Origin of the sequence: Streptomyces sp. NPDC048257 (assembly GCF_043201855.1) — a bacterium.
Lineage (GTDB): Bacteria > Actinomycetota > Actinomycetes > Streptomycetales > Streptomycetaceae > Streptomyces.
Genome location: NZ_JBICZI010000022.1, coordinates 1 through 18,252, shown reverse-complemented (window position 1 = coordinate 18,252; position 18,252 = coordinate 1). Strand labels below are relative to the sequence as shown.

Sequence of the window (18,252 nt, the reverse complement as noted above, 5' to 3'; positions counted from 1 at the left end):
CCTGATCAGCCTCCCAATTGGAGCGCATCGGCCGCCTCCTCCACCATGCCGAGGCCGAGCCGGCTGATCCGGACGGCGAAGGGCTCCCCCGCCACCCGCAGGCCGGAGAGTCTGAGCCCGCCCAGGGGGGCGCCGGGCAGGGGCGCGAGGGCGACGGTGCCCGCGGGGGCGTCGGGGCGGATTCCGGCGAGGGCGGTCAGTGCATGGACCCCGGCTGCCGCGGCCACGGCGGCCGGGCGACAGGCCGCCGGGTGCGGGACGGGGGCGCTGCCCGCGGTGCGCTGCTCGGCCGCGAACATCTCGGGCAGCCGGTACCCGAAGGACTCCGCCGCATCCAGCAGGCCTCTGAGCAGGCCCGCGGCCTCCTTCTCGAAGCCTCCCTGGGCGAGGCCCGCGACCGCCACCGCGCTCTCGTACGCCCGCACGGCCCCGGAGCGGTGGCCGAAGGGGTTGTGCCCCGGCTCCTTCACGGCCATGCTCCGCAGCCCCCATCCGGAATCCATGGCGGGGGCCCCGAGCAGCCGGGCCAGTTGCTCGGCGCGGGTCCGGTCCAGGAGCCCCGGGGCGACTCGGCCGCCGCTGAGCAGTCCGGTGTCGAGCAGGTGGGCGGCGGCCCCCGTCAGCCGCGGCAGAGGCCGGCCGTCGGGATGCAGGGCCGCGGCGGGCCGGCCGCCGTCCGGACCGTCGATCCAGAACCGGTCCCGGAACCGCTCCCGCAGCACGGCCGCCCACTCCCGCCACTCCTCGGCGCCGGGCCGCCCGCAGGCGGCGAGCAGATCGGCGCCGAGCTCGGCGGCCCGATGCGCGTGGGCCTGGGTCTCGCAGCGCCGCGGACCCGGGTCGGGGTCGGCCAGGAACCCGTCCTCCCCCAGCGCGCCGCGCAGCCAGTCCAGGCATCGCTCGGCGGCCGGGAGCAGCCGGGCCACCTCGTCCTCCGGCATGCCCCAGAGCCGGGCCTCGGCCAGCACCACGGGGAAGGCCAGGGTCGCCTCGGTGCCCGTGCATCCCGGTGGGAGCTGTGCGCCCGCTCCGCGCAGCGGGCCCGGGATCTTCCCTGGGTCCGGCCCCCGCTCCTCGGTCTGGGTCCGGGCGAGGATGCGCAGGGTGGCCGCGGCGAGACCGGTCCCCAGCGGCAGCGCCATACGGGCGGCCCAGAGGGATTCCGCCGGGGCCAGGCCCAGCCGCCACGGGGCCCCCGCCGCGGCGAAGGCGTCGCCCGGGTCCTCCGGATCCCGCAGGAGCAGCGCGCCCAGGTCCTCGACGCTGGTCCGCAGCCATGCCTCGGCCCTCGGGTCGTCCCCTTCGGCCCGGGCGTCGGCGAGCGGGTTGGCCACCTGTCCGGCGGGAGCCCGCCCCACCCGGTGATGCGTGGTCCGCAGCTCGATGGTGCGGGATTCGCCGGGGGCCAGGTCGAGCTGCCAGCGCAGCAGCCCCGCCGAGGCCAGCGCGTCGTCGGGCGGCGGCTCGGCGGCGGTCACGGCCTGCGCCTCGCCGGTGCTCCAGCGCAGCCCGGCCGCGTGCACCCCCGCGGGCAGCTCCGGCCCGGCCCGGCCGGCGGCCACCGCGGCCAGCTCCGCCAGGTCGGTACCGAGCAGCACCTCCACGGGCAGGCGTACCGGCCGGGCTGTGAAACTGCGCAAGGTGATCCGCTCGGTGCCGTCCGCGTGCCGGACCCGCTCCACTCCGATGTCGGGGTCGGGTCCGGGCTCGGCCCCGGTGCGCACGGTCGCGGTGAAGGCCGCCCGGTCGGCGCCGAGGCTGCGCCCCAGCACGGCGACCGGATCCCGGCCGCCGACCCGCAGCACACAGCGGGAGAGCAGCCGGCGCCCGGAACGGTAGATCCCGTCGATCCCCTGCCCGGTCAGCTGGCCGTGCTCCGGAGAGATGACCAGACAGGGCGCGGCGACGCAGATGACCGCGCCGTGCACGGGCGGCAGTTCGGACCTGCGGGCGGCGGGCACGCCGGACGGGCGGGGAGGTGCGGGGTGAGACATGTGTCGCCTTGTCTGCGCTCCGGTCGGTTCAGCTGGGTGGCGGCGTGGCCGGGCCCCCACCACCCCCCAGCTGAACGTCCCCACCCCCGCCCGGGTCACGGGCCGCGGCTCCGACCGGGCGTGCCCGGGGCGATGCCCGCGCTGCCGGGGCAGGACCGAGGCGCACCGGAGGAGCCCTCCGGGACCCCTGCGCGAAGGCGGGTGCGCGTTCACTGTTCGCTCCCCGCGGTGCGGCGGGACCGGCGGCGGGGTGCCGTGCGGCCCCGTCGGCCGGGAGGTCGGGTACCGCCCGCGGAGCGCTCGCGCCGGGGTTCCCGGCGCGAGCGCTCCTCCCTCAGGCACTGCCGCAGCCCCTCGGGGTCGATCCCTTCGTTGCAGGCGTGGTGAAGCAGCTGGGCGAAGCGGTACGCGGTGTCCGCCCGCAGGGCCAGGCCGAAGGCGATCCGGGCCGTGGGCTCGTCCCCCGTGGACCAGGAGACCCAGCCGGCGAGGGTGAGCGGGGCCGCGGCGTGCTCGCCGTAGGCCCCGACGCAGCGCCGGGCCAGGGCCCGCCACAGCCGCAGGGCCGGGGCCGCCTCCTCGTCCTCCATCCACTCGGCCGCGATGTCCCGGATCTCCCGGTCCTGGAGGCCGAGGATCAGCGAGGCTGCTTCGTCGTGGCCGAGCAGCGCGTCGTCCCAGTCGTCTGCGTGGGGACCGCCCTCGACGGGCGGGGCCAGGGTCATGCGCCGCATCAAGGCCCGCGCCAGGGCGATGGTCTCGGCGCCGACCTCCTCGCGGGTGGCGCCGTCGAGGATCCTCGGCACCAGGGAGGCGGCGGCCCGGTCCAGGGCCCGCTCCGCCTCCTCCGCCACGGCCCCGCGCAGCGGTGCCAGCCTGCCCTCGATCTCCTTGAGGGAGCCCCGGACCTGGAGCCCCGCGAAGGTGGCCGTAGCGGCCAGCACCGAGGTGCCGACCGCGGCGAGCCGACTGCCCTCGGCAGGGCAGCACCGCTCGTCGGGGCAGACGTAGGACCAGAACCGTCCCGCGGACAGGCACAGGGCCTCCAGTACGGGCACGTCGAGGGCGCCGCAGGCCAGCCGGATCCGCTGGGCGAGCGGCCGCAGCCGGGTCATCACCCGCCGGGCGGTCTCCTCCCCGCTCGGCTCCTGGCAGAGGTAGACGACGATGCCGTCCGGCTTGCCCCCGCGCCGTTCACTGCCACGGATCAGGCAGTCGGCGACCTGTCGGGCGGTGTCCTCCCATTCCGCGGGCGTGCTCGGGATGCCGACCCGGAGCCGGCCGCCGAAACGTCCGCCCTCGCCGTGCACGGCGACCATCACGAGCGAGTCGGTCGGGTGGAAGCCGAGCATGTAGGGCAGCGCGTCGGCCAGTTCGGCCGGGCTGCGCAGGGTGATCTGGGGTCCGGTGGCGGCTCCGGCCGGGCTGATGGAAGGCCGGTCGGACGGGGTGCGTGATTCGTGGTTGTTCGTCATGCCACGAAGGTCCCGCGCATGATCCGATCCCGAAAGCCCTGTGGATAACTCCCGGAACCACTGTCCACAGGGCCGGAGCGGCCTGGGCGTGCTGTCAGAGGCATCGGGTTTCATGGGGGTATGAACGCAGACCTGAGGTCCCAGGCCGACTCCGTACCAGCCCGTCTCGTGGGCGACGACCCCACGGGCGCCGCCAGGCTGCGCGCGGACCAGTGGCGGGCGATCGAGATCCTCGTGGCGCGCAGGCGGCGGGCCCGGTGGTGCAGCACACGGGCTGGGGCAGGTCCGCGGCGTACTTCGCCGCGACCTCGCTGCTGCGGGCCGCCGGCGCCTGCCCCCACCGTGATCGTCTCCCCGCTCCTCGCGCTGATGCGCAATCAGGTTGAGCCGGCCCAGGTCCAGGCCGAGGTGGCGGCGGGTGAGGTCGACGTCAGGCCGGTGAGCCCGGAGCGGCCGGCTTCTCCACTCGCAAGCCCCGGTTGGTGACCCATCCTGGTTTTGAGCAGCGTCGGGCCGTTCCTGAAGATCGCGCTGGAGTCCCTCCCGGTGCGCGCGTGTCGTGTCATGTCCTCCAGGCGGCGGGACGCTCCCGGACGAAGAATCCGGCCGGAAGCCCCTATCGGGCGATTCTCGGCGGGCGCGGAAGCCGACGAAGACTCAGAGGGTGTCTCATGTGGCAGGTTTCGCGAGCTTCTTGTAGCAGGTCAGAGCGGCGGCCAGGCCGAGGAAGGCGAGGAAGTGCGAGCCCTTTCGTTCGTATCGGACGGCGAGGCGGCGGTAGCCGAAGAGCCAAGCGATCGACCGTTCGATCTTCCAGCGGTGCCGACCGGGGCGTTCGCCGGACTCGATGCCGGGCCGCACGATGCGCGCGACGAGCCCGCGCTCGTGCGCAGCCAGGCCAGGTGTCGGCGGACCCCGGATGTGCTCACGCCGGTACAGGTGAACGTGCTCAGTTGAGGTCGGTCGTGGACACGAGGAAGGATTTGACCGCGAGGTTGAAGAGTGCCGTGCTCTCGAGGTTGACCATGTGGGCTGCCGAGGCGAACCGTTGGTGCCTGGCATCGGGAACGGTTTGGGCGATGGCCTGAGCGTTTGACGAGATGTCACTGCTGTCGAGTTCTCCATCGAGAACCAGGGTGGGCACGCCGATGGAGGCCAGCCGGTCCGCTGCACCGATTTCTCTCGGCATCCCCGCCCCGAGCCCGCGGGCGTGCCGCATGACGTTGGCGGACGCCGACGCAAGCAGCCGCTCGCGCAGTTTACGGCTGACCTGGGACGGTTCACGGTACGGCCCGTCCACCCACATCCGGAGAAAGTGCTCCACGAACCCTGCTGTGCGGTGTGGTGCGCGACGTAGGGGTCGGCGAAGGGCCGGCCGCTCACTCCCGGCGAGGCAAGGACCAGTGCCGACACGGACTCCGGATGAGCTATCGCCGTATCGACGGCGGTCCGCGCCCCGAGGGAAAGCCCTACGAGCGTGGCGCACGGGACATCGAGGTGGGTGAGCAGAGCGTGCAGATCGTCTTGGTTGGCGTAGTCCCCAGCCACGGTGGAGGAACGCCCGTGGCCGCGGGAGTCGTAGCGGATGACGCGGTACCCCAGGCTCGCGAGCCACGAGAACTGCTCGTTCCACATGTTCAGGTCGAGCATGCCGCCGTGGAGCAGTACGACGGGGGGTCCTTCGCCGGCCGACTCGCAAAAGAGCTCGCCCGCGTCGACGGTACGGTGGTGGCTGTGACCGCGTGTGTCCGCGCATGCGTCATCGTGGATCGCCTCCTCGATCCGTGGGGTGCGGCGGGGAATCCTGTGCAAGGTCCTTGAACTCCTCGCCAAGGCGACGGAGCACGTGCAGAGCCGTCGTGACGTCACCGGCGGTCAGATCGGACAGCCGGCGCCGCAGTTCGGTTTCCTCGGCTTCCTGGACGCCCCTGATGATGGCTTCCCCTTTCGGGGTGAGCCGGATCAAGCGCGAGCGCCGGTGCTCCGGGTTCGGGGCGCTCTCAGCCAGCCCCAGGGCTGTCGCATCGTTCACCAGACGCTGGACCGGCTGCCGGTCCAGGCCCAGCAGGCGGGCCAGTTGAGGAACCGTTCGAGGGCCGCCCCTGCGCAGTTCGTCCATCACCGCATGCTGACCAGCTGTCATCCCCGTGCCCATCAGCTCCCGCTCCACGGAACGCACGACCGTGCGGTGCAGCGGCCACAGGCTGCGGATCACTTCGTACAGCAGAGGCCCCAACGGGGGCACATCCTTCGTATGCTCATCGACACCCACGATGCCATCATGACACCTTCTGTGTCTATGTGGCCATGGGTTCAGAGCAGCAGAGCCTGAGCACGTTCGCTCGTACGCGACTGGGCAGATTGGGGGCTCTGGCAAGATTTTCGTAGGCGGAGATCATCTCGGTGAGATGGTCGGCTGGTCGGCATAGCGTCGTCGGAGGTGGGCGATGAGGACGACGCGGTGTCTGAGGAGACGGACGCCGGCGCGTCCGGCCATGATGCGTTTCTGCAGCTTGACGTCGGTGATGCGGCCCTCGTTGACCCCGGAGTTGTAGGGGGTGGTGATGCCCTGGGTGACGGCATCTCGGTCTTCGCGCAGGGCTCTGGCCAGGCCGGTCAGCGGTGCGAGTCCGGTGTTCGCGAGGTCGTCCAGCCACTCAGGCAGGGATGTCGCGTCGCGGTTGTCGAGCATGGCGGCGAACCGGCGGACCATGTCGTGGGCGGTCCTGAGTTCAGGGCAATGGTCGAGGATGCGGGGCAGGCGGTCGTTGATGTGCGGGCTGCGCCGGTGAGGGTGGGTCGTGATCCATCGGGCGGCTTCGCGTGGTGAGGGCGGCCGCTCGCGGGGCTCGTCGATGGGCAGGCCCCGCCTGAGCGGTGCGACGGCCATTTTCACGCGCTGGTAGTGGCCGAGGTAGCCCTTGATCTGCAGTTCTTCGTGCAGGATCTTCGCGCTGTGCTGTCCTTCGTCCCAGCGTTGCTGCAGGTAGTCGAGGTAGGGATCCAGGGTGGAGAACTTGCGTGGAGGGCGCCGCACGACCTCCTGCCAGGTGCGGGCTCGGGCGTACTTGCTGACGGTGCGGCGGTTCAGGCCGAGCTCCCGGGCCACGGAGCTGTGGCTCCGACCAGAGCGGGTCAAAGCCTGAACGGCTTCGAAAAGCCTTCGAGCGTGATGCTCGGCCGGCGTGTCCTCGGTGGTGTTCTCGACGGACTCCTGGACCGTTGCGGGAGCTGTGTCGCTGATCGGAGGCAGTGCTGCGGGCAGGCAGCCGCGGTGGGTGGAGGCGATGTCCTGGACTCGGCGGGAGAGCCCCTGCCAAAGGTGAAAACGGTCGCTGACCTGCACGGCATCAGGGGCACCGGAGGTGATGCCCTGCCGGTAGGCGAGGGAACCGTCGCGGCAGGCGACCTCAACTCCTGGGTGCTCGCGGAGCCAGCGGCCGAGCTGTTCTGCGTCGCGTCCTTCCCAGAGCGTGAGCGGGAGCCGGGTGGTGGCGTCGACCAGGAGAGTTCCGTAGGTGTCGCCGTAGAGAGCGAAGTCGTCCACCCCCAGCACCCGGGGCGTAACCAGTGGCGGCAACGGCACTCGCATCAGCTGGGACAGGACGGCGACCCTCGAGAGCCTGATGTTCAAGATCCGCAGGATCCGGGAACCGCCGCGGCCGGCCAGCACCACACCGACGTCCTCCACCACGTGCTGCAGCTGAGGTGTGCGCCGCTGGTAGCGGACGGTCAGCCCCGGCACCTGTTCGGCGAAGGTCACCTTCGGGCAGGTCGTGTTCTCGCAGTACAGACGGCGTACGGACAAGTCGATGTGCAGAGGCCGGCCCGCGAGCGTGACGTCGGAGAGGCGCCGTGCATAGCGGCTGTGGCACCACGTGCTGAGATGTCCGCACCCGGTACAGCCCGCAGGAACAGTGGATCTCGTGCAGGCACGGACCGCCACCACAGCATCGGAGACCTCGACCGAGATCACCAGCACATCAGACAACTGCGGTAACAGGCTGACCAGTTCAACAGAGCACAGTCAGAGGCTGCCCACGCTGCGGGTCGGCCGACCGTGTCACCGAGATGATCTCCGCCTACGAAAAACTTGCCAGAGCCAGTTTGGGTCATACGTCGACACCAGGTGTTCGGCGGAGAGGTACGCCTTGTCCGCGCGGAGTTTGACGGGTCGGCGCCGCCGTGGTTCCCGGCGGGACCGGACGGCGGGTATGCCGCGGATGAGCGGCTTGAGGGCGGGGCTGTCGTGCATGTTCGCGCCGGACACGGCGAGGGCGACTGGGATGCCCTGGGCATCGGACAGCACATGCAACTTGCTGCCCTTCTTGCCGTGATCGACCGGGTCCGGCCCGGTCAGCGATCCCTCCTTTGGCGCGAACGGAGGACGCGTCGACGATCGCCGAGGTCCAGTCCACTTCGCCCCGGGCCCCGAGTTCGTCCAGCACCGCCCGGTGCAGCCGACGCCACAGGCCGGCCTCGGTCCATACCGTGAAGCGGCGATGCGCGGTGGCGGGCGACGTGCCCAACGTCGGCGGCAGATGCCGCCAGGCACAGCCGCTGGTCAGCGCGTACACCACTGCCGTGAACACCGCCCGCTCGTCACAAGGAGCGGTCCCACCACCTGCGGGCGAGCAGCGAACGACGGCAGCAACGGGCGTCCAGCTCCCAGAGTTCATCAGGAACCAGACGCTTCGATAGATCAGCACCCACGACCGGCATCATGCCTCACGAACATCACGTCACGTGAGACAACCTCTAAGCCGTGATGGGTGCGGCCGACCTGGCGGCCTGCTCGATCTTCGCGCAGTAGGCTGCACGGGCCTCCTCGTCGATCTGCATCTCGAGTTCGGCGCGCAACCCGGTCCGGCCGTCGAGGCCCTCGCGCAGGACATCGGCCTGCCCGGCATGCCGGATGGACTCGCCGAGGACATGGACCATGATGGCGAACAGGTTCGTGTCGGCATAAGGCTCCGGCCACCACGGCACGTGGCCGGGGGCGTCGAGGGGAAGCTCGTTGATCGTCGCGTCCGAGTGTTCCCACGTGCGCCGGTAGAACCCGATGATCTGAGCGCGGGTCTCGTCCTCGGTCGCCCACAGATCGCTGCCGTTGGAGTCCTGCCACCGGGGCAGCGGTTCCGGGGAAGGGCGGTCGAAGACCTCGCCGAAGTACCTGGCCTCGACGGTGGCCACGTGTTTGACCAGGCCGAGGAGGTTGGTCCCGGTCGCTGTCAAAGGCCGGCGGGCGTCGTATTCGGACAAGCCGTCGAGTTTCCAGAGCAGCGCCTTGCGGTCCCGCCGCAGTCTCCCGTACAGGTTGTCCTTCGCGAATTCATCGATCATGCGGCATGAGCCTGCCATGGGCTGCTCGTGGTCTCAAGATCCCGTACGTGGTCCGCAACGACAGGCAGAGCCGAGGCCTGGCCATGGCCGCCGCCCTGACCTGCTAGCTCGCGAAACCTGCCACGTGAGACAACCTCTGAGCTTGACGTTTAACCTCCGGCCTCGGTGGAGGGGCGGGCAGCGAAGAGCTCAGGTCCTGTTGGCCATGCCGAATATTGCGGCGTAGGCCGATCGGACGGTGCCCCGGCCACGGCCACTGCCGCTGCGCCCTGTAGATCCAGCTGCGAACGCAACACGCGAGGGTGCGGGCGAGACGGAGCTGGGCGTGTGCGGCCAGGATGAGCCAGGTCCAGCGGTCAGCCGCCCCGGAGCCCCGCAGTCGCGGCCGGGTCCATCCGAGGATCCGCTTGAGCAGCCGGAACGCGTGCTCCAGGTCGAAACGCCGCAGGAAGGACTGCCGGCATCGGTCGACGTCCTGCGTGGTGGCGCCCATGCGAGACCACCAGGGCCAGACGGGCTTGTTCACTCCACCACCGGGCAGCTTCTCGACCGTCAACCGGATCACGGTCCCCTCGATGATCGGCAACGGGCCCTCGCGGTCGAGGCACGCGGCTCGGCGCGTCAGCCGGGGGTGGAGCCGGTCCCAGCCTTGTGCGGTCGCCGCCCCGTGGGTGGCCGCGCCCCACGTGGCTGGATCGCCGAAGACGAACTCGCCGCCGTGCTTGGGCGGACGGCCGCCCTGTGGCGGGCAGATCCACGGCACCGGGACCGGCTTGCGCATCACCCGATCCGAGCGGAGCCGTCCCAGGATCTCCACGGGGAGGTCGGCCAGGAGGCGGGCAATGCGGGGCGCGTCGTAGCCCGCGTCCAGCACAACCAGGATGTTCGCGTCCCCGTCCCGCCATTGTCCGGCGTCCACGAGGCGTTCGACCACGTCACGGACCTGGCCAGGGGTGACCGCGGCGACGTCCGCACCGGGCTCCAGCCGGATCGCGTCCAACAGTGCCGTCCACGACGTCCGGCCTGTCTCCAGCGCGGCGACGATCGAGTACGACCGGCCGGGCACCATCTGGTGCTTACCCAGGCCCCGGCCGAACGTATGGCAGAACGAGCGGTCCGAGGAAGTGTCGGCATCGGGCCGCAAGCATGGGGAGACGTCCACTGCCCTCACCAGCCGGCCATCGGCGGCCCGCGGCAGCGGCACGCCAGCCGGGGCCCGCCGCAGCCGGGCGACGCCGGTCCTGCCCCGGTTGATCCCGGCGTACAGGACCCCGTGGCCGCGCCGCGCGAGTGCCAAGTCCACGAGTGTGCGAACCGGGCTCTCGGTGCACAACAGCGCGTCGCACAGCTCGAAGAGCGCGTCGCTCCGGGAAACCAGTCACGCGTAGAGCTGCGTTCGGAACTCCGCCACCGTCGTGAACGAGTCTCGGTGGGTGCTGTGCTCGACCAGCCCCACGATCCCCCAAGTTCGATGCCCCGTAGTAAACGTCAAGCTAAGGGCTGTCCCGTCATCCCGGGTGGATCAGCGCGGCCTCAAATGCGGTGCATCTCGCGCGCGTCCGCCCGGGATTGCGGGACAGCCCTTGGCTTTACGGGTGCGCCCGCGGCACTGTGACCATGCCGAACACCGACCGGAATGCGAAGCATCCCTCGACGCCGACGCTATGACGTCCGACCGATCGGGGGCAGTTCACAAGGTGAGGAGCCCGGCGTCAATGGCACGAACCACGGCGAGCGTGCGGTTCGGGCAGTTGAGCTTGGCCAGGACGATGCCGACCAAGCGTTTGACTCCATGCTCGGAGATGTTCAGTGAACGCGCGATCTGTCGGTTACTCAGACCGCCTGCGATCAGACGCAGGACCTGGAGTTCGCGTGCCGTCAGCGTGATCGGGGCCCGCGCCGGAGTCGCGCTGCCGTCCGTCTGCTCCGCTGCCGTCACGGACCGGCGCGCCAAGGTCTCCGACGCGTAGAAGCGCCCGGCCGCCACATCGGCGATCGCGTCGCGCAAGGTATCGGGGCGCAGATCCGCCCAGTCGAGGAAGCCGCCCGCGTGATCGGCCCAGGACTGCTCGACCGGGGCGGCCGAGTCGACCAGGATCAACACGCGTATCTCATGCGTGCGGAAATTTTCGGCGGTCTCGGCGGAGAGGGGACCCACGGTATCACTGGAGAGGATGACCAGCTGGCCTCCAGAGAAGGGGGCGAGACCATCGAATTCCGCGTAGGACTGCGCCTCAAGGGGGGTGTCGAGCGAACGGAACATTCCCTCGACGCCGTAGCGCCGCATGTCGTCGCGGATGATCAGGACTATCTCGATGTCTTCCTCGAGAGTGCGGGTCGGCACGGTACCTCACTTCCCTGCAGCGACCGTCACACTCATGCCGATCGTTGAATTGAATTGATCTCGCAGAATTCGTCGAGACCGAAGAGGGCCAGCGGTTCCTCCGACGGAGGTGCCCATCGTGCGGCGGCAGGGTGACAACGACCGGGCGGCGTCGAGTTCTCGCTGACCGCCCGAAGCCGGCAACTGCAGAACGCAGTTGGCGGTCGTGGAGTCCTCAAGGCCGTGCGGCACGACCACCGCGGGGAGTTGAGCCGGGCCGTACGCGCTCAATGGCATGCCGTCGACCACCTTGTGTGCAGCCGGTTCCCGGGCACTACGCCCTCGTTGCACGACTCCACGCACTCTCCTGGATCGTCGACATGCACCATCCCCACCCCGGCCCGGTGGTACGGGCGACTCTGCGATTCCGTGTGCGCCGAAGGCCCACACCCAGTCATTCAAGCGGCCGGGGGATGGGCCCGACACCGCCGACCACCCCTAATCTCTGTACGTCCCCCCCTAGCGGTCGTCCGTTAGGTCAAAGATTGGGTGGGTAGGCGGCTTTCGCGGCTGGTGATTACTGAGGTTATGGGCGTGGTGTCGTGAGTGTGAGTCCGGTCGCGGTGAGACGTCCGTCGATGATGTCGCTGCGGTACTGGACGTGGCGGAGGCCGTGGCGGAGGCCCCGCATCAGATCGGCGGGGTCATGACGCCGCAGCGTCTGCGCGACCGCCCGCCACGGCAAGACCGGTAACGGGAGCGTCACGGTCACCGCGGTGTGCGCCGATGAGCCGGTGTACTACCCGGTGCACGCCCGGCTGTACTGCCCGGCGCCGCGGCTGGAAGGCGGCACGAAGGACGCGGCCCTCCACACCAAGTGGTGGGTGTCCACCGATCTCGCCCTGCGCACCGCGGAGGACGGCTTCGCCTTCCGGGCCGTCACCGGCGGCTGCGCTGAGGGCGACATCGACAACTTCCGCGCCACGCTGCGCGAGGCCCGCCTGCCGTTCGTGCCGCCCGTCCGCCCCACACACGGGACCTGGGCCCGCGAGAAGGCCACGCACACCCGTGCCCGGGCCCAAGGACACACCAAGCGCCGCTGCGGGGGCGAGTTCATAAGGACTCACCCCCGCAGCGGCGTCACGCGTAGCGGCGTGCCAGCTCCCGCTTGAGGACCTTGCCGCTCGATCCCAGCGGGAAGCTCTCCACGAACTCGACGCGACGCGGGTACTTGTAGGCCGCCATGTGCGCCTTGCTCCACGCCACGATCTCGTCCCCGAGCACACCGCTCGCAGGCTGACCGGGCTTCACCACGACCACGGCGCACACCTCCTCGCCGTGCCTCGCGCTCGGCACGCCGACCACGGCGGCGGAAGCCACGGCGGGATGGCCCAGCAGTACGTCCTCCACCTCACGGGGGTAGACGTTGTAGCCACCGCGGACGATCATGTCCTTCTTCCGGTCGACGATGGACAGATAGCCGTCCTCGTCCTGCACGCCCATGTCCCCGGTCCGGAACCAGCCATCGACCAGTACCTCGGCGGTCTCCTGCGGCCGGCCGAGATAGCCCGCCATCACGTTGTGCCCGCGCACGACGATCTCGCCGGTGTCGCCCTGCTTCAGCAGCTCGATGCGCCCTTCCACCTCCGGGTCGGCGACGGCCACCCGTACGCCTTCGATGGGCAGCCCCACCGTGCCCGGCTTGCAGGGGATGCCCGGCTGGTTGTACGCCACGCAGGGGGAGGTCTCGGTGAGCCCGTACCCCTCGTACACCTCGCAGCCGAACTCCGACCGCACCCGGTCGAGCACCGGCACCGGAAGAGCCGACCCACCGCTGTACACGCGGGTGAGACGCGGCGCCGGCGCCCCGGCCGCGACCGCTTCGAGCAGCGCGTGGTACATGGTCGGTACGCCCATGAAGACCGTGCAGCCGTGCTCGTGCATCAGCCGCAGGGCGTCGTGCGCCTCGAAGCGCTCCATGACCACCAGCGTGGCGCCGGCGTAGAAGGTGACGGCCATCCCGCAGATCTGGCCGAAGGTGTGCGACAGCGGCAGCGAGCCGAGCAGCACGTCGTCCTCGCCGAAGGCGAAGGGGGACACGGCGGTCACGGCGATGTTCGTCGCGACGTTGCCGTGCGTGAGCATCGCGCCCTTCGGCCTGCCCGTCGTACCGGAGGTGTACAGCACCAGCGCGAGGTCGTCCGGTCCCCGCTCGGCATACGTGTCGATGGGCTCGACACCCTCGTCGAGGAGGACAGAGCCGTGGGGAGCCTCCCCCACGGTCAGGAGCAGGGCCCCGGCCGCCTCGGCGTCCCGTGCGGTCTCCTCCGGGAGCATCCCCGCCCATACGAGGGCCCGCGCTCCCGAGTCCCGCAGGAGATGGGAGATCTCCGCGGGCTTCAGCAGGGTGTGGACCGGGACGACGACGGCGCCGAGCGCGAGAACCGCGAAGTACAGCGCCGCGAACTCCGGTGTGTTCGGCAGTAGCAGGGCGACCTTGTCGTCGGGCCCGATGCCCTGGCCGCGCAGGGCGGCGGCGTACCGGCGGGCCCGGTCCCACAGCTGCGCGTAGGAGATCCGCTCCGCCCCGCACACCAGGGCGGGGTGGGATGGCCGCCGCCTTGCGGACTCGGCGAGGACGGCGGCCACCGACCGGGTCACGAAAGCCAGTTCCTGTCCGTGGCCGTCGGGATGTTCAGCTCTTTCCAGATCTCCCGGAGAGCCTCGGCGAAGTTCTCGACGTCCGCGCGCTCGTGCACGGTGGACGGCGCGATCCGCAGGATCTCCTCGCCGACGCGCACACTGGGGGCGTTGATGGACTGGACGTAGATCCCGTGGCGCTCGAAGAGCAGCCGCGACGCCTGCTTGCAGGTCTCGTCGTCCCCGATGAAGGCGGAGACGATGTGTGAGTCCGCCGAGATGAACGGGATGTCGGCCTCATCGAGCAGCCGGTGCAGCAGCTGGGCGTTCTCCGCCAGGGTCTTCCGCTCGACGTCGGACGACCGAAGGTAGCGCACCGCCTCCAACGCCCCTGCCGCGACGGCCGGCGGCAGCGAGGTGGTGAAGACAAATGCGCGCGACAGGGTGCGCACGGCGTCGACGAGGGCCGCAGGACCGGCGATGTAGCCGCCGACGGTGCCATAGCCCTTGGCCAATGTACCCATCACGACGGTGAACTGGTCGGCTATGCCGTCCCGGGCGGCGATGCCGGCGCCCTGCGGGCCGTACATGCCGACCGCGTGCACCTCGTCGATGTAGGTGGTGGCGTCGTACCTGCGTGCGAGCTCGGCGATCTCGGCCAGCGGCGCGATGTCGCCCGACATCGAGTAGACCGACTCGAGGACGATCAGCTTCGGACGGTCGGCAGGGGCGGCCGCGAGCAGCTCTTCCAGGTGGGCGACGTCGTTGTGCCGGAAGATGTGCTTCTGTGCGCCGCTGTGCCGCAGCCCGTCGATGATCGAGGCGTGGTTCTTCTCGTCCGAGAAGACGACCGTGTCCCCGGGCGTCCCGGCCAGGACGGTGAGGGCGCCGTCGTTGGCCGTGTAGCCGGATGTGAAGAGGAGCGCCGCCTCCTTGCCGTGGAGGTCCGCCAGCTCCTGTTCGAGCAGCACGTGGTAGTGGTTGGTGCCGCCGATGTTCCGCGAGCCGCCGGAGCCCACACCGTGGGTATCGATGGCCTTCTTCATCGCCTCGATGACATGGGGGTTCTGCCCCATACCGAGGTAGTCGTTGCTGCACCAGACGCTGATCTGGGAGTCCACGCCGTCCTGGCGCGCGCTGGCACTGGGGAAGTGTCCGGAGCGGCGTCCGATCTCCAGGAATTCACGCCGCCGTTCGGCAAGTTCCTTGGCGGTCACGCCGGTTGAGTACGAATCCAGGTGCAGGTTCATCAGGCTTACCTTCTCAATGCGGAGAACAAAGGGGAGGGGAGGGGAAGCGAAGAGTCTGGACGCCTGGATCAGGCGTCGAGCAGCTGCAGCCGCAGTTTGTCGGGCTTTCCGTTGTCGTTCAGCGGCAGATCGTCGACGACGCTGATCGTCTCGGGCACGTGCAGCACGGAGAGGGATTGGGCGAGGTGGGCGCGGATGGCGTCGGTCTCCACCGGCACCGCCGGGTCACACACGATCGTGGCCTGCAGGTGTTCCACGCCGTCCTGGTCGCGCATGCCGTACACCGCGGCGTGCCGGACACCCGCGAGCGAGAGGATCTCCCGTTCGACAACCGTCGGGTGGACCTTGACGCCGTTGACCTTGACCACGTCGGCCACCCTGCCCAGGAGGTGCAGATAGCCGTGTTCGTCGGTGTAGCCGATGTCGCCGGTGTAGTACCAGCCGTCACGCAGGACCTTCGCGGTCGCCGCCGGGTCCCCGGTGTAGCCGTCCATCATGTGCGGGGAGCGCACGCGGACTTCACCCACCTCTCCGGTGGTGAGCGGCGCCCCCGACTCCTGGTCGCCGACCACGACCTCCACGTCGGGAAAGGGCCGCCCGACCGTGGTCGAGAGCCACGGGTCGAGGTGCTCATGGGGGAAGAGAGTGGTGAGCCGGCCGGTCTCTCCTGTGCCGTACGCCTGCACGATGATGAGACCGAAGGTCTTCGCGGCCTGGGCGATCCTGGCGGGTGCCGCCGCGCTGCCGCTGTAGATGAGCCGCTGCAGCGGGGCCAGGCGCCCGTCCTCGACATCCCTGAGTCCGCGCTCCTCCAAGTAGTCGAGCAGCTGGAACAGATGGACCGTCGCCATGAAGGTCCACGCGATGCCCTCGTCGGCCACGGCGTTCACGAACTGTTCGGCGTTGAAGTTCTCGTGCAGGTAGACCTCGCCGCCCAGCGCCAGGGAGGTGTCCGCCATGGTGCCGACGGTGTGGCTCAGCGGCGTGGTCACCAGGAGCTTGACGCCCTCGGCTTCGCCACCGGCGGCCACCTGCCCCCGGACCAGGCCGTTCCACGCCCGGCCCGCCAGCCGGATGCCCTTGGGCTGTCCGGTGCTGCCGCTGGTGAACGTGATGACGGCCAGCGCGTCCGGGGCCCACGGCGCAGTGCGCGCAGCAACATCCGCACTGTCCGTCCTCCGCGCGTCACCCGCCACGCGCGTCACGGGCAGTCCCCCGGCGCCTTCGGCGAGTTCAGCCGCGCGCGGCGCGTTCTCGGCGTCCGTGTAGACGGTCACGGCCTCGGTGTCCCGCAGGATCTTGATCTGCTGGTCCAGCGGAAGGGCCACCTGGCTGCTTCCCGGGTTGGTGGACCGCAAATAGCACACGGCGCCGCCGAGCAGGTGCGCCGCATACCGTGCCGTGAGCATCTCCGGGCTGTTGGGCGCCACCAAAATGGCCACGACATCGCCCGCGCGCACGCCACTGTCGTGCAGTGCGTGGAATGCCTCGGTCACCGACCGAAGCAGTTCACCGCGGGAGACCGTCTCGCCTCGCCAATTCACAGCGGGGCGATCCGGCGCCGCCGCAAACACCGAAAGGATGTCCGAGGCGTAACTGTCGCTTGCGCTCCACCAATGATCCTGCGAGGTCACAACATTCTCCCTTTCAATTCCTGCTCCCGGAGAGCGATCCACTGGTCCGGGCTCGGTTTCCATTCTGTTCGCGTGGAGGGGCGGGGTGTGAGTACGTTCGGCCCGCCGGAATGGCGCACCGAATCGGCATCTCCAGGCGGGGTAGCCGATCGGGTACCCCGCTACGGCATCCGGCGTCCGGGCCATGAGGTCGGCGGGTACGGTCTGGCCGTCTGTGGAGGGTGGGACAACCTGTGCCGGCCGGCTGCGATCGCCGTGACCTGCGAGGACCGCACGCCCCACGCCGGGTCCTGCCGCGCGGTCACGGCCTCGACCTGTGCGTACGACGGAACCCGGCACCGCAGTCCGCGGGGCCGGGTTCCGGCTTTCGGCACGACAGGGGTTACTGCGCCGCACCCCAGCGGATCGGGGCTATCTGCTTGGACATGATGCTGATCAGCTCATAGGCCGCGTGGGACGCCGCCACCGAGGTGATGTCAGCGTGGTCGTAGGCCGGAGCGACCTCCACGATGTCGGCGGAGACCAGGTGGCAGTCGGCGAGCCCCCGCAGGATCTCCAGCAGCTCGCGGGAGGTCAGGCCGCCCGCCTCCGGAGTGCCGGTGCCCGGGGCGTGCGCCGGGTCCAGGACGTCGATGTCGATGGAGATGTAGAGGGGACGGTCGCCGACGCGCTCGCGCAACTGCTGGGCCACCTCGTCCACACCGCGCCGCATCACATCGGCCGAGGTGACGATGCCGAAGCCCAGCTTCTCGTCGTCGTCGAGATCCTTCTTGCCATAGATCGGGCCGCGCGTGCCGACGTGGGAGAGAGCAGAGGTGTCGAGGATGCCCTCCTCCACGGCGCGCCGGAAGGGCATGCCGTGGGTGTACTGCTGCCCGAAGTAGTCGTCCCAGGTGTCCAGGTGGGCGTCGAAGTGCAGGACGGCGACGGGACCGTGCTTCTTCGCCACGGCACGCAGCATCGGCAGGGCGATGGTGTGGTCGCCGCCCAGGGTCATCAGACGGGCGCCGCTGGAGAGCAGGTCGTCGGCGGCCGCCTCGATCGTCTCCACGGCGTCGTTCAGGTCGAAGGGATTGGCGCTGATGTCGCCGGCGTCCGCGACCTGGCTGTAGTGGAACGGGTAGACGTTCTGCGCCGGGTTGTAGGGGCGCAGGGTGCGGGACGCCTCCCGGATGGCGTTGCCGCCGAAGCGGGCCCCCGGCCGATAGGTGACGCCGCTGTCGAAAGGCACGCCGACCACGGCGATGTCCGCCTTCTCCACCTGGTCGAGCCGCGGGACGCGGCCGAACGTCGCGGGGCCCGCGAAGTGCAGCGTCCGGTCGGTCTCCGTCGGCGGCAGCGGCGGGGTCACTCCGTTGGGGTGCGCGGTCATGGTGCGATCAGTGCCTTTCCATGGGTACGGCGGCCCGGCGGCCGGGCCGGACCACAGAGGGGCGATCAGGTACGCCGGACCCGCTCAGGCGGCCCGGATACGTGGGGGTGCGAGCGGACTCGGCGGGGTTACTGCGGCGGGTTGCCGTGCTTGCGGGACGGCAGATCGGCGTGCTTGTTGCGGAGCATGGCGAGGGCGCTGACGAGCACCTCGCGGGTCTC

At 70.3% G+C, this 18,252-nt stretch carries 14 protein-coding genes and 4 pseudogenes; 2 read left to right on the top strand and 16 right to left on the bottom strand.

The features are described from left to right. Nucleotides 1–5: 5 nt before the first annotated feature. Both ACGFZK_RS29870 and ACGFZK_RS29865 read right to left on the bottom strand, forming a co-directional pair. Entirely contained in the window at nucleotides 6–1,994 is a 1,989-nt protein-coding gene (locus ACGFZK_RS29870; protein ID WP_393851966.1) for a glycogen debranching N-terminal domain-containing protein, read from the bottom strand. Nucleotides 1,995–2,203: 209 nt separating this feature from the next. Continuing rightward, nucleotides 2,204–3,469, bottom strand: coding sequence for a DUF4192 domain-containing protein (locus ACGFZK_RS29865; protein ID WP_393851965.1), 1,266 nt, complete (start codon nucleotides 3,467–3,469; stop codon nucleotides 2,204–2,206). A gap of 120 nt (nucleotides 3,470–3,589) precedes the next feature. Here ACGFZK_RS29865 and ACGFZK_RS29860 point away from each other — a divergent pair. Further along, nucleotides 3,590–3,934 (top strand): annotated as a pseudogene (locus ACGFZK_RS29860) (recombinase RecQ); the annotation flags it as partial. A 204-nt stretch (nucleotides 3,935–4,138) separates the two neighbouring features. Here the strand turns inward: ACGFZK_RS29860 and ACGFZK_RS29855 are convergent. The 10 genes and pseudogenes from ACGFZK_RS29855 to ACGFZK_RS29810 form a co-directional block, all read right to left on the bottom strand. Continuing rightward, nucleotides 4,139–4,336: pseudogene (locus ACGFZK_RS29855) on the bottom strand (transposase); the annotation flags it as partial. An 82-nt stretch (nucleotides 4,337–4,418) separates the two neighbouring features. Next, nucleotides 4,419–4,793, bottom strand: a complete 375-nt coding sequence (locus ACGFZK_RS29850) for an alpha/beta fold hydrolase (RefSeq protein WP_393852054.1) — start codon at nucleotides 4,791–4,793, stop codon at nucleotides 4,419–4,421. Continuing rightward, nucleotides 4,772–5,104, bottom strand: a pseudogene (locus ACGFZK_RS29845) (alpha/beta fold hydrolase); the annotation flags it as partial. The pseudogene ACGFZK_RS29845 and the gene ACGFZK_RS29850, both read right to left, overlap by 22 nt. A gap of 124 nt (nucleotides 5,105–5,228) precedes the next feature. Further along, complete coding sequence (locus tag ACGFZK_RS29840) at nucleotides 5,229–5,741, bottom strand: MarR family winged helix-turn-helix transcriptional regulator (protein WP_393851964.1); 513 nt, start codon at nucleotides 5,739–5,741, stop codon at nucleotides 5,229–5,231. A 123-nt stretch (nucleotides 5,742–5,864) separates the two neighbouring features. Continuing rightward, nucleotides 5,865–7,445, bottom strand: a complete 1,581-nt coding sequence (locus ACGFZK_RS29835; RefSeq protein ID WP_393852049.1) for an ISL3 family transposase — start codon at nucleotides 7,443–7,445, stop codon at nucleotides 5,865–5,867. 87 nt (nucleotides 7,446–7,532) lie between these two features. Continuing rightward, the gene (locus ACGFZK_RS29830; protein WP_393852048.1) at nucleotides 7,533–8,024 is read right to left on the bottom strand and encodes a transposase; all 492 of its coding nucleotides are present in this window, start codon (nucleotides 8,022–8,024) and stop codon (nucleotides 7,533–7,535) included. Continuing rightward, a pseudogene (locus tag ACGFZK_RS29825) lies at nucleotides 7,936–8,148 on the bottom strand (transposase); the annotation flags it as partial. The pseudogene ACGFZK_RS29825 and the gene ACGFZK_RS29830, both read right to left, overlap by 89 nt. Nucleotides 8,149–8,227: 79 nt before the next feature. Further along, entirely contained in the window at nucleotides 8,228–8,812 is a 585-nt protein-coding gene (locus ACGFZK_RS29820; protein ID WP_393851963.1) for a DinB family protein, read from the bottom strand. A 103-nt stretch (nucleotides 8,813–8,915) separates the two neighbouring features. Next, entirely contained in the window at nucleotides 8,916–10,190 is a 1,275-nt protein-coding gene (locus ACGFZK_RS29815; protein ID WP_393852047.1) for a transposase, read from the bottom strand. Nucleotides 10,191–10,502: 312 nt separating this feature from the next. Further along, complete coding sequence (locus ACGFZK_RS29810; RefSeq protein ID WP_393851962.1) at nucleotides 10,503–11,156, bottom strand: response regulator transcription factor; 654 nt, start codon at nucleotides 11,154–11,156, stop codon at nucleotides 10,503–10,505. Nucleotides 11,157–11,911: 755 nt separating this feature from the next. Between ACGFZK_RS29810 and ACGFZK_RS29805 the strand changes: the two genes are divergently transcribed. Further along, nucleotides 11,912–12,307, top strand: a complete 396-nt coding sequence (locus ACGFZK_RS29805; protein WP_393851961.1) for a hypothetical protein — start codon at nucleotides 11,912–11,914, stop codon at nucleotides 12,305–12,307. On the opposite strand, the gene ACGFZK_RS29800 is transcribed toward ACGFZK_RS29805, so the two are convergent. The 4 genes from ACGFZK_RS29800 to speB all read right to left on the bottom strand — a co-directional run bounded on the left by ACGFZK_RS29800 (nucleotide 12,276) and on the right by speB (nucleotide 18,031). Beyond that, the gene (locus ACGFZK_RS29800) at nucleotides 12,276–13,796 is read right to left on the bottom strand and encodes a long-chain fatty acid--CoA ligase (RefSeq protein ID WP_393851960.1); all 1,521 of its coding nucleotides are present in this window, start codon (nucleotides 13,794–13,796) and stop codon (nucleotides 12,276–12,278) included. The two genes, ACGFZK_RS29805 and ACGFZK_RS29800, sit on opposite strands and share 32 nt — an antisense overlap. After that, entirely contained in the window at nucleotides 13,793–15,025 is a 1,233-nt protein-coding gene (gene hemA, locus ACGFZK_RS29795; protein ID WP_393851959.1) for a 5-aminolevulinate synthase, read from the bottom strand. The genes ACGFZK_RS29800 and hemA overlap by 4 nt, the downstream gene beginning before the upstream one ends. A gap of 68 nt (nucleotides 15,026–15,093) precedes the next feature. Continuing rightward, nucleotides 15,094–16,659: a class I adenylate-forming enzyme family protein gene (locus ACGFZK_RS29790; RefSeq protein ID WP_393851958.1), complete on the bottom strand. Its 1,566-nt coding sequence runs from the start codon at nucleotides 16,657–16,659 to the stop codon at nucleotides 15,094–15,096. 382 nt (nucleotides 16,660–17,041) lie between these two features. Beyond that, a complete protein-coding gene (gene speB / locus ACGFZK_RS29785; protein ID WP_393851957.1) occupies nucleotides 17,042–18,031 on the bottom strand; it encodes an agmatinase in 990 nt (329 codons plus the stop codon). Nucleotides 18,032–18,252: the final 221 nt, after the last annotated feature.

What these genes read in the sequence shown, in the direction of transcription:
- ACGFZK_RS29820 (WP_393851963.1), bottom strand. Translation starts at nt 8,812, where the DNA reads ATGATCGATGAATTCGCGAAGGACAACCTGTACGGGAGACTGCGGCGG.
- ACGFZK_RS29865 (WP_393851965.1), bottom strand. Translation starts at nt 3,469, where the DNA reads ATGACGAACAACCACGAATCACGCACCCCGTCCGACCGGCCTTCCATC.
- hemA (WP_393851959.1), bottom strand. Translation starts at nt 15,025, where the DNA reads ATGAACCTGCACCTGGATTCGTACTCAACCGGCGTGACCGCCAAGGAA.
- speB (WP_393851957.1), bottom strand. Translation starts at nt 18,031, where the DNA reads ATGACCGCGCACCCCAACGGAGTGACCCCGCCGCTGCCGCCGACGGAG.
- ACGFZK_RS29870 (WP_393851966.1), bottom strand. Translation starts at nt 1,994, where the DNA reads ATGTCTCACCCCGCACCTCCCCGCCCGTCCGGCGTGCCCGCCGCCCGC.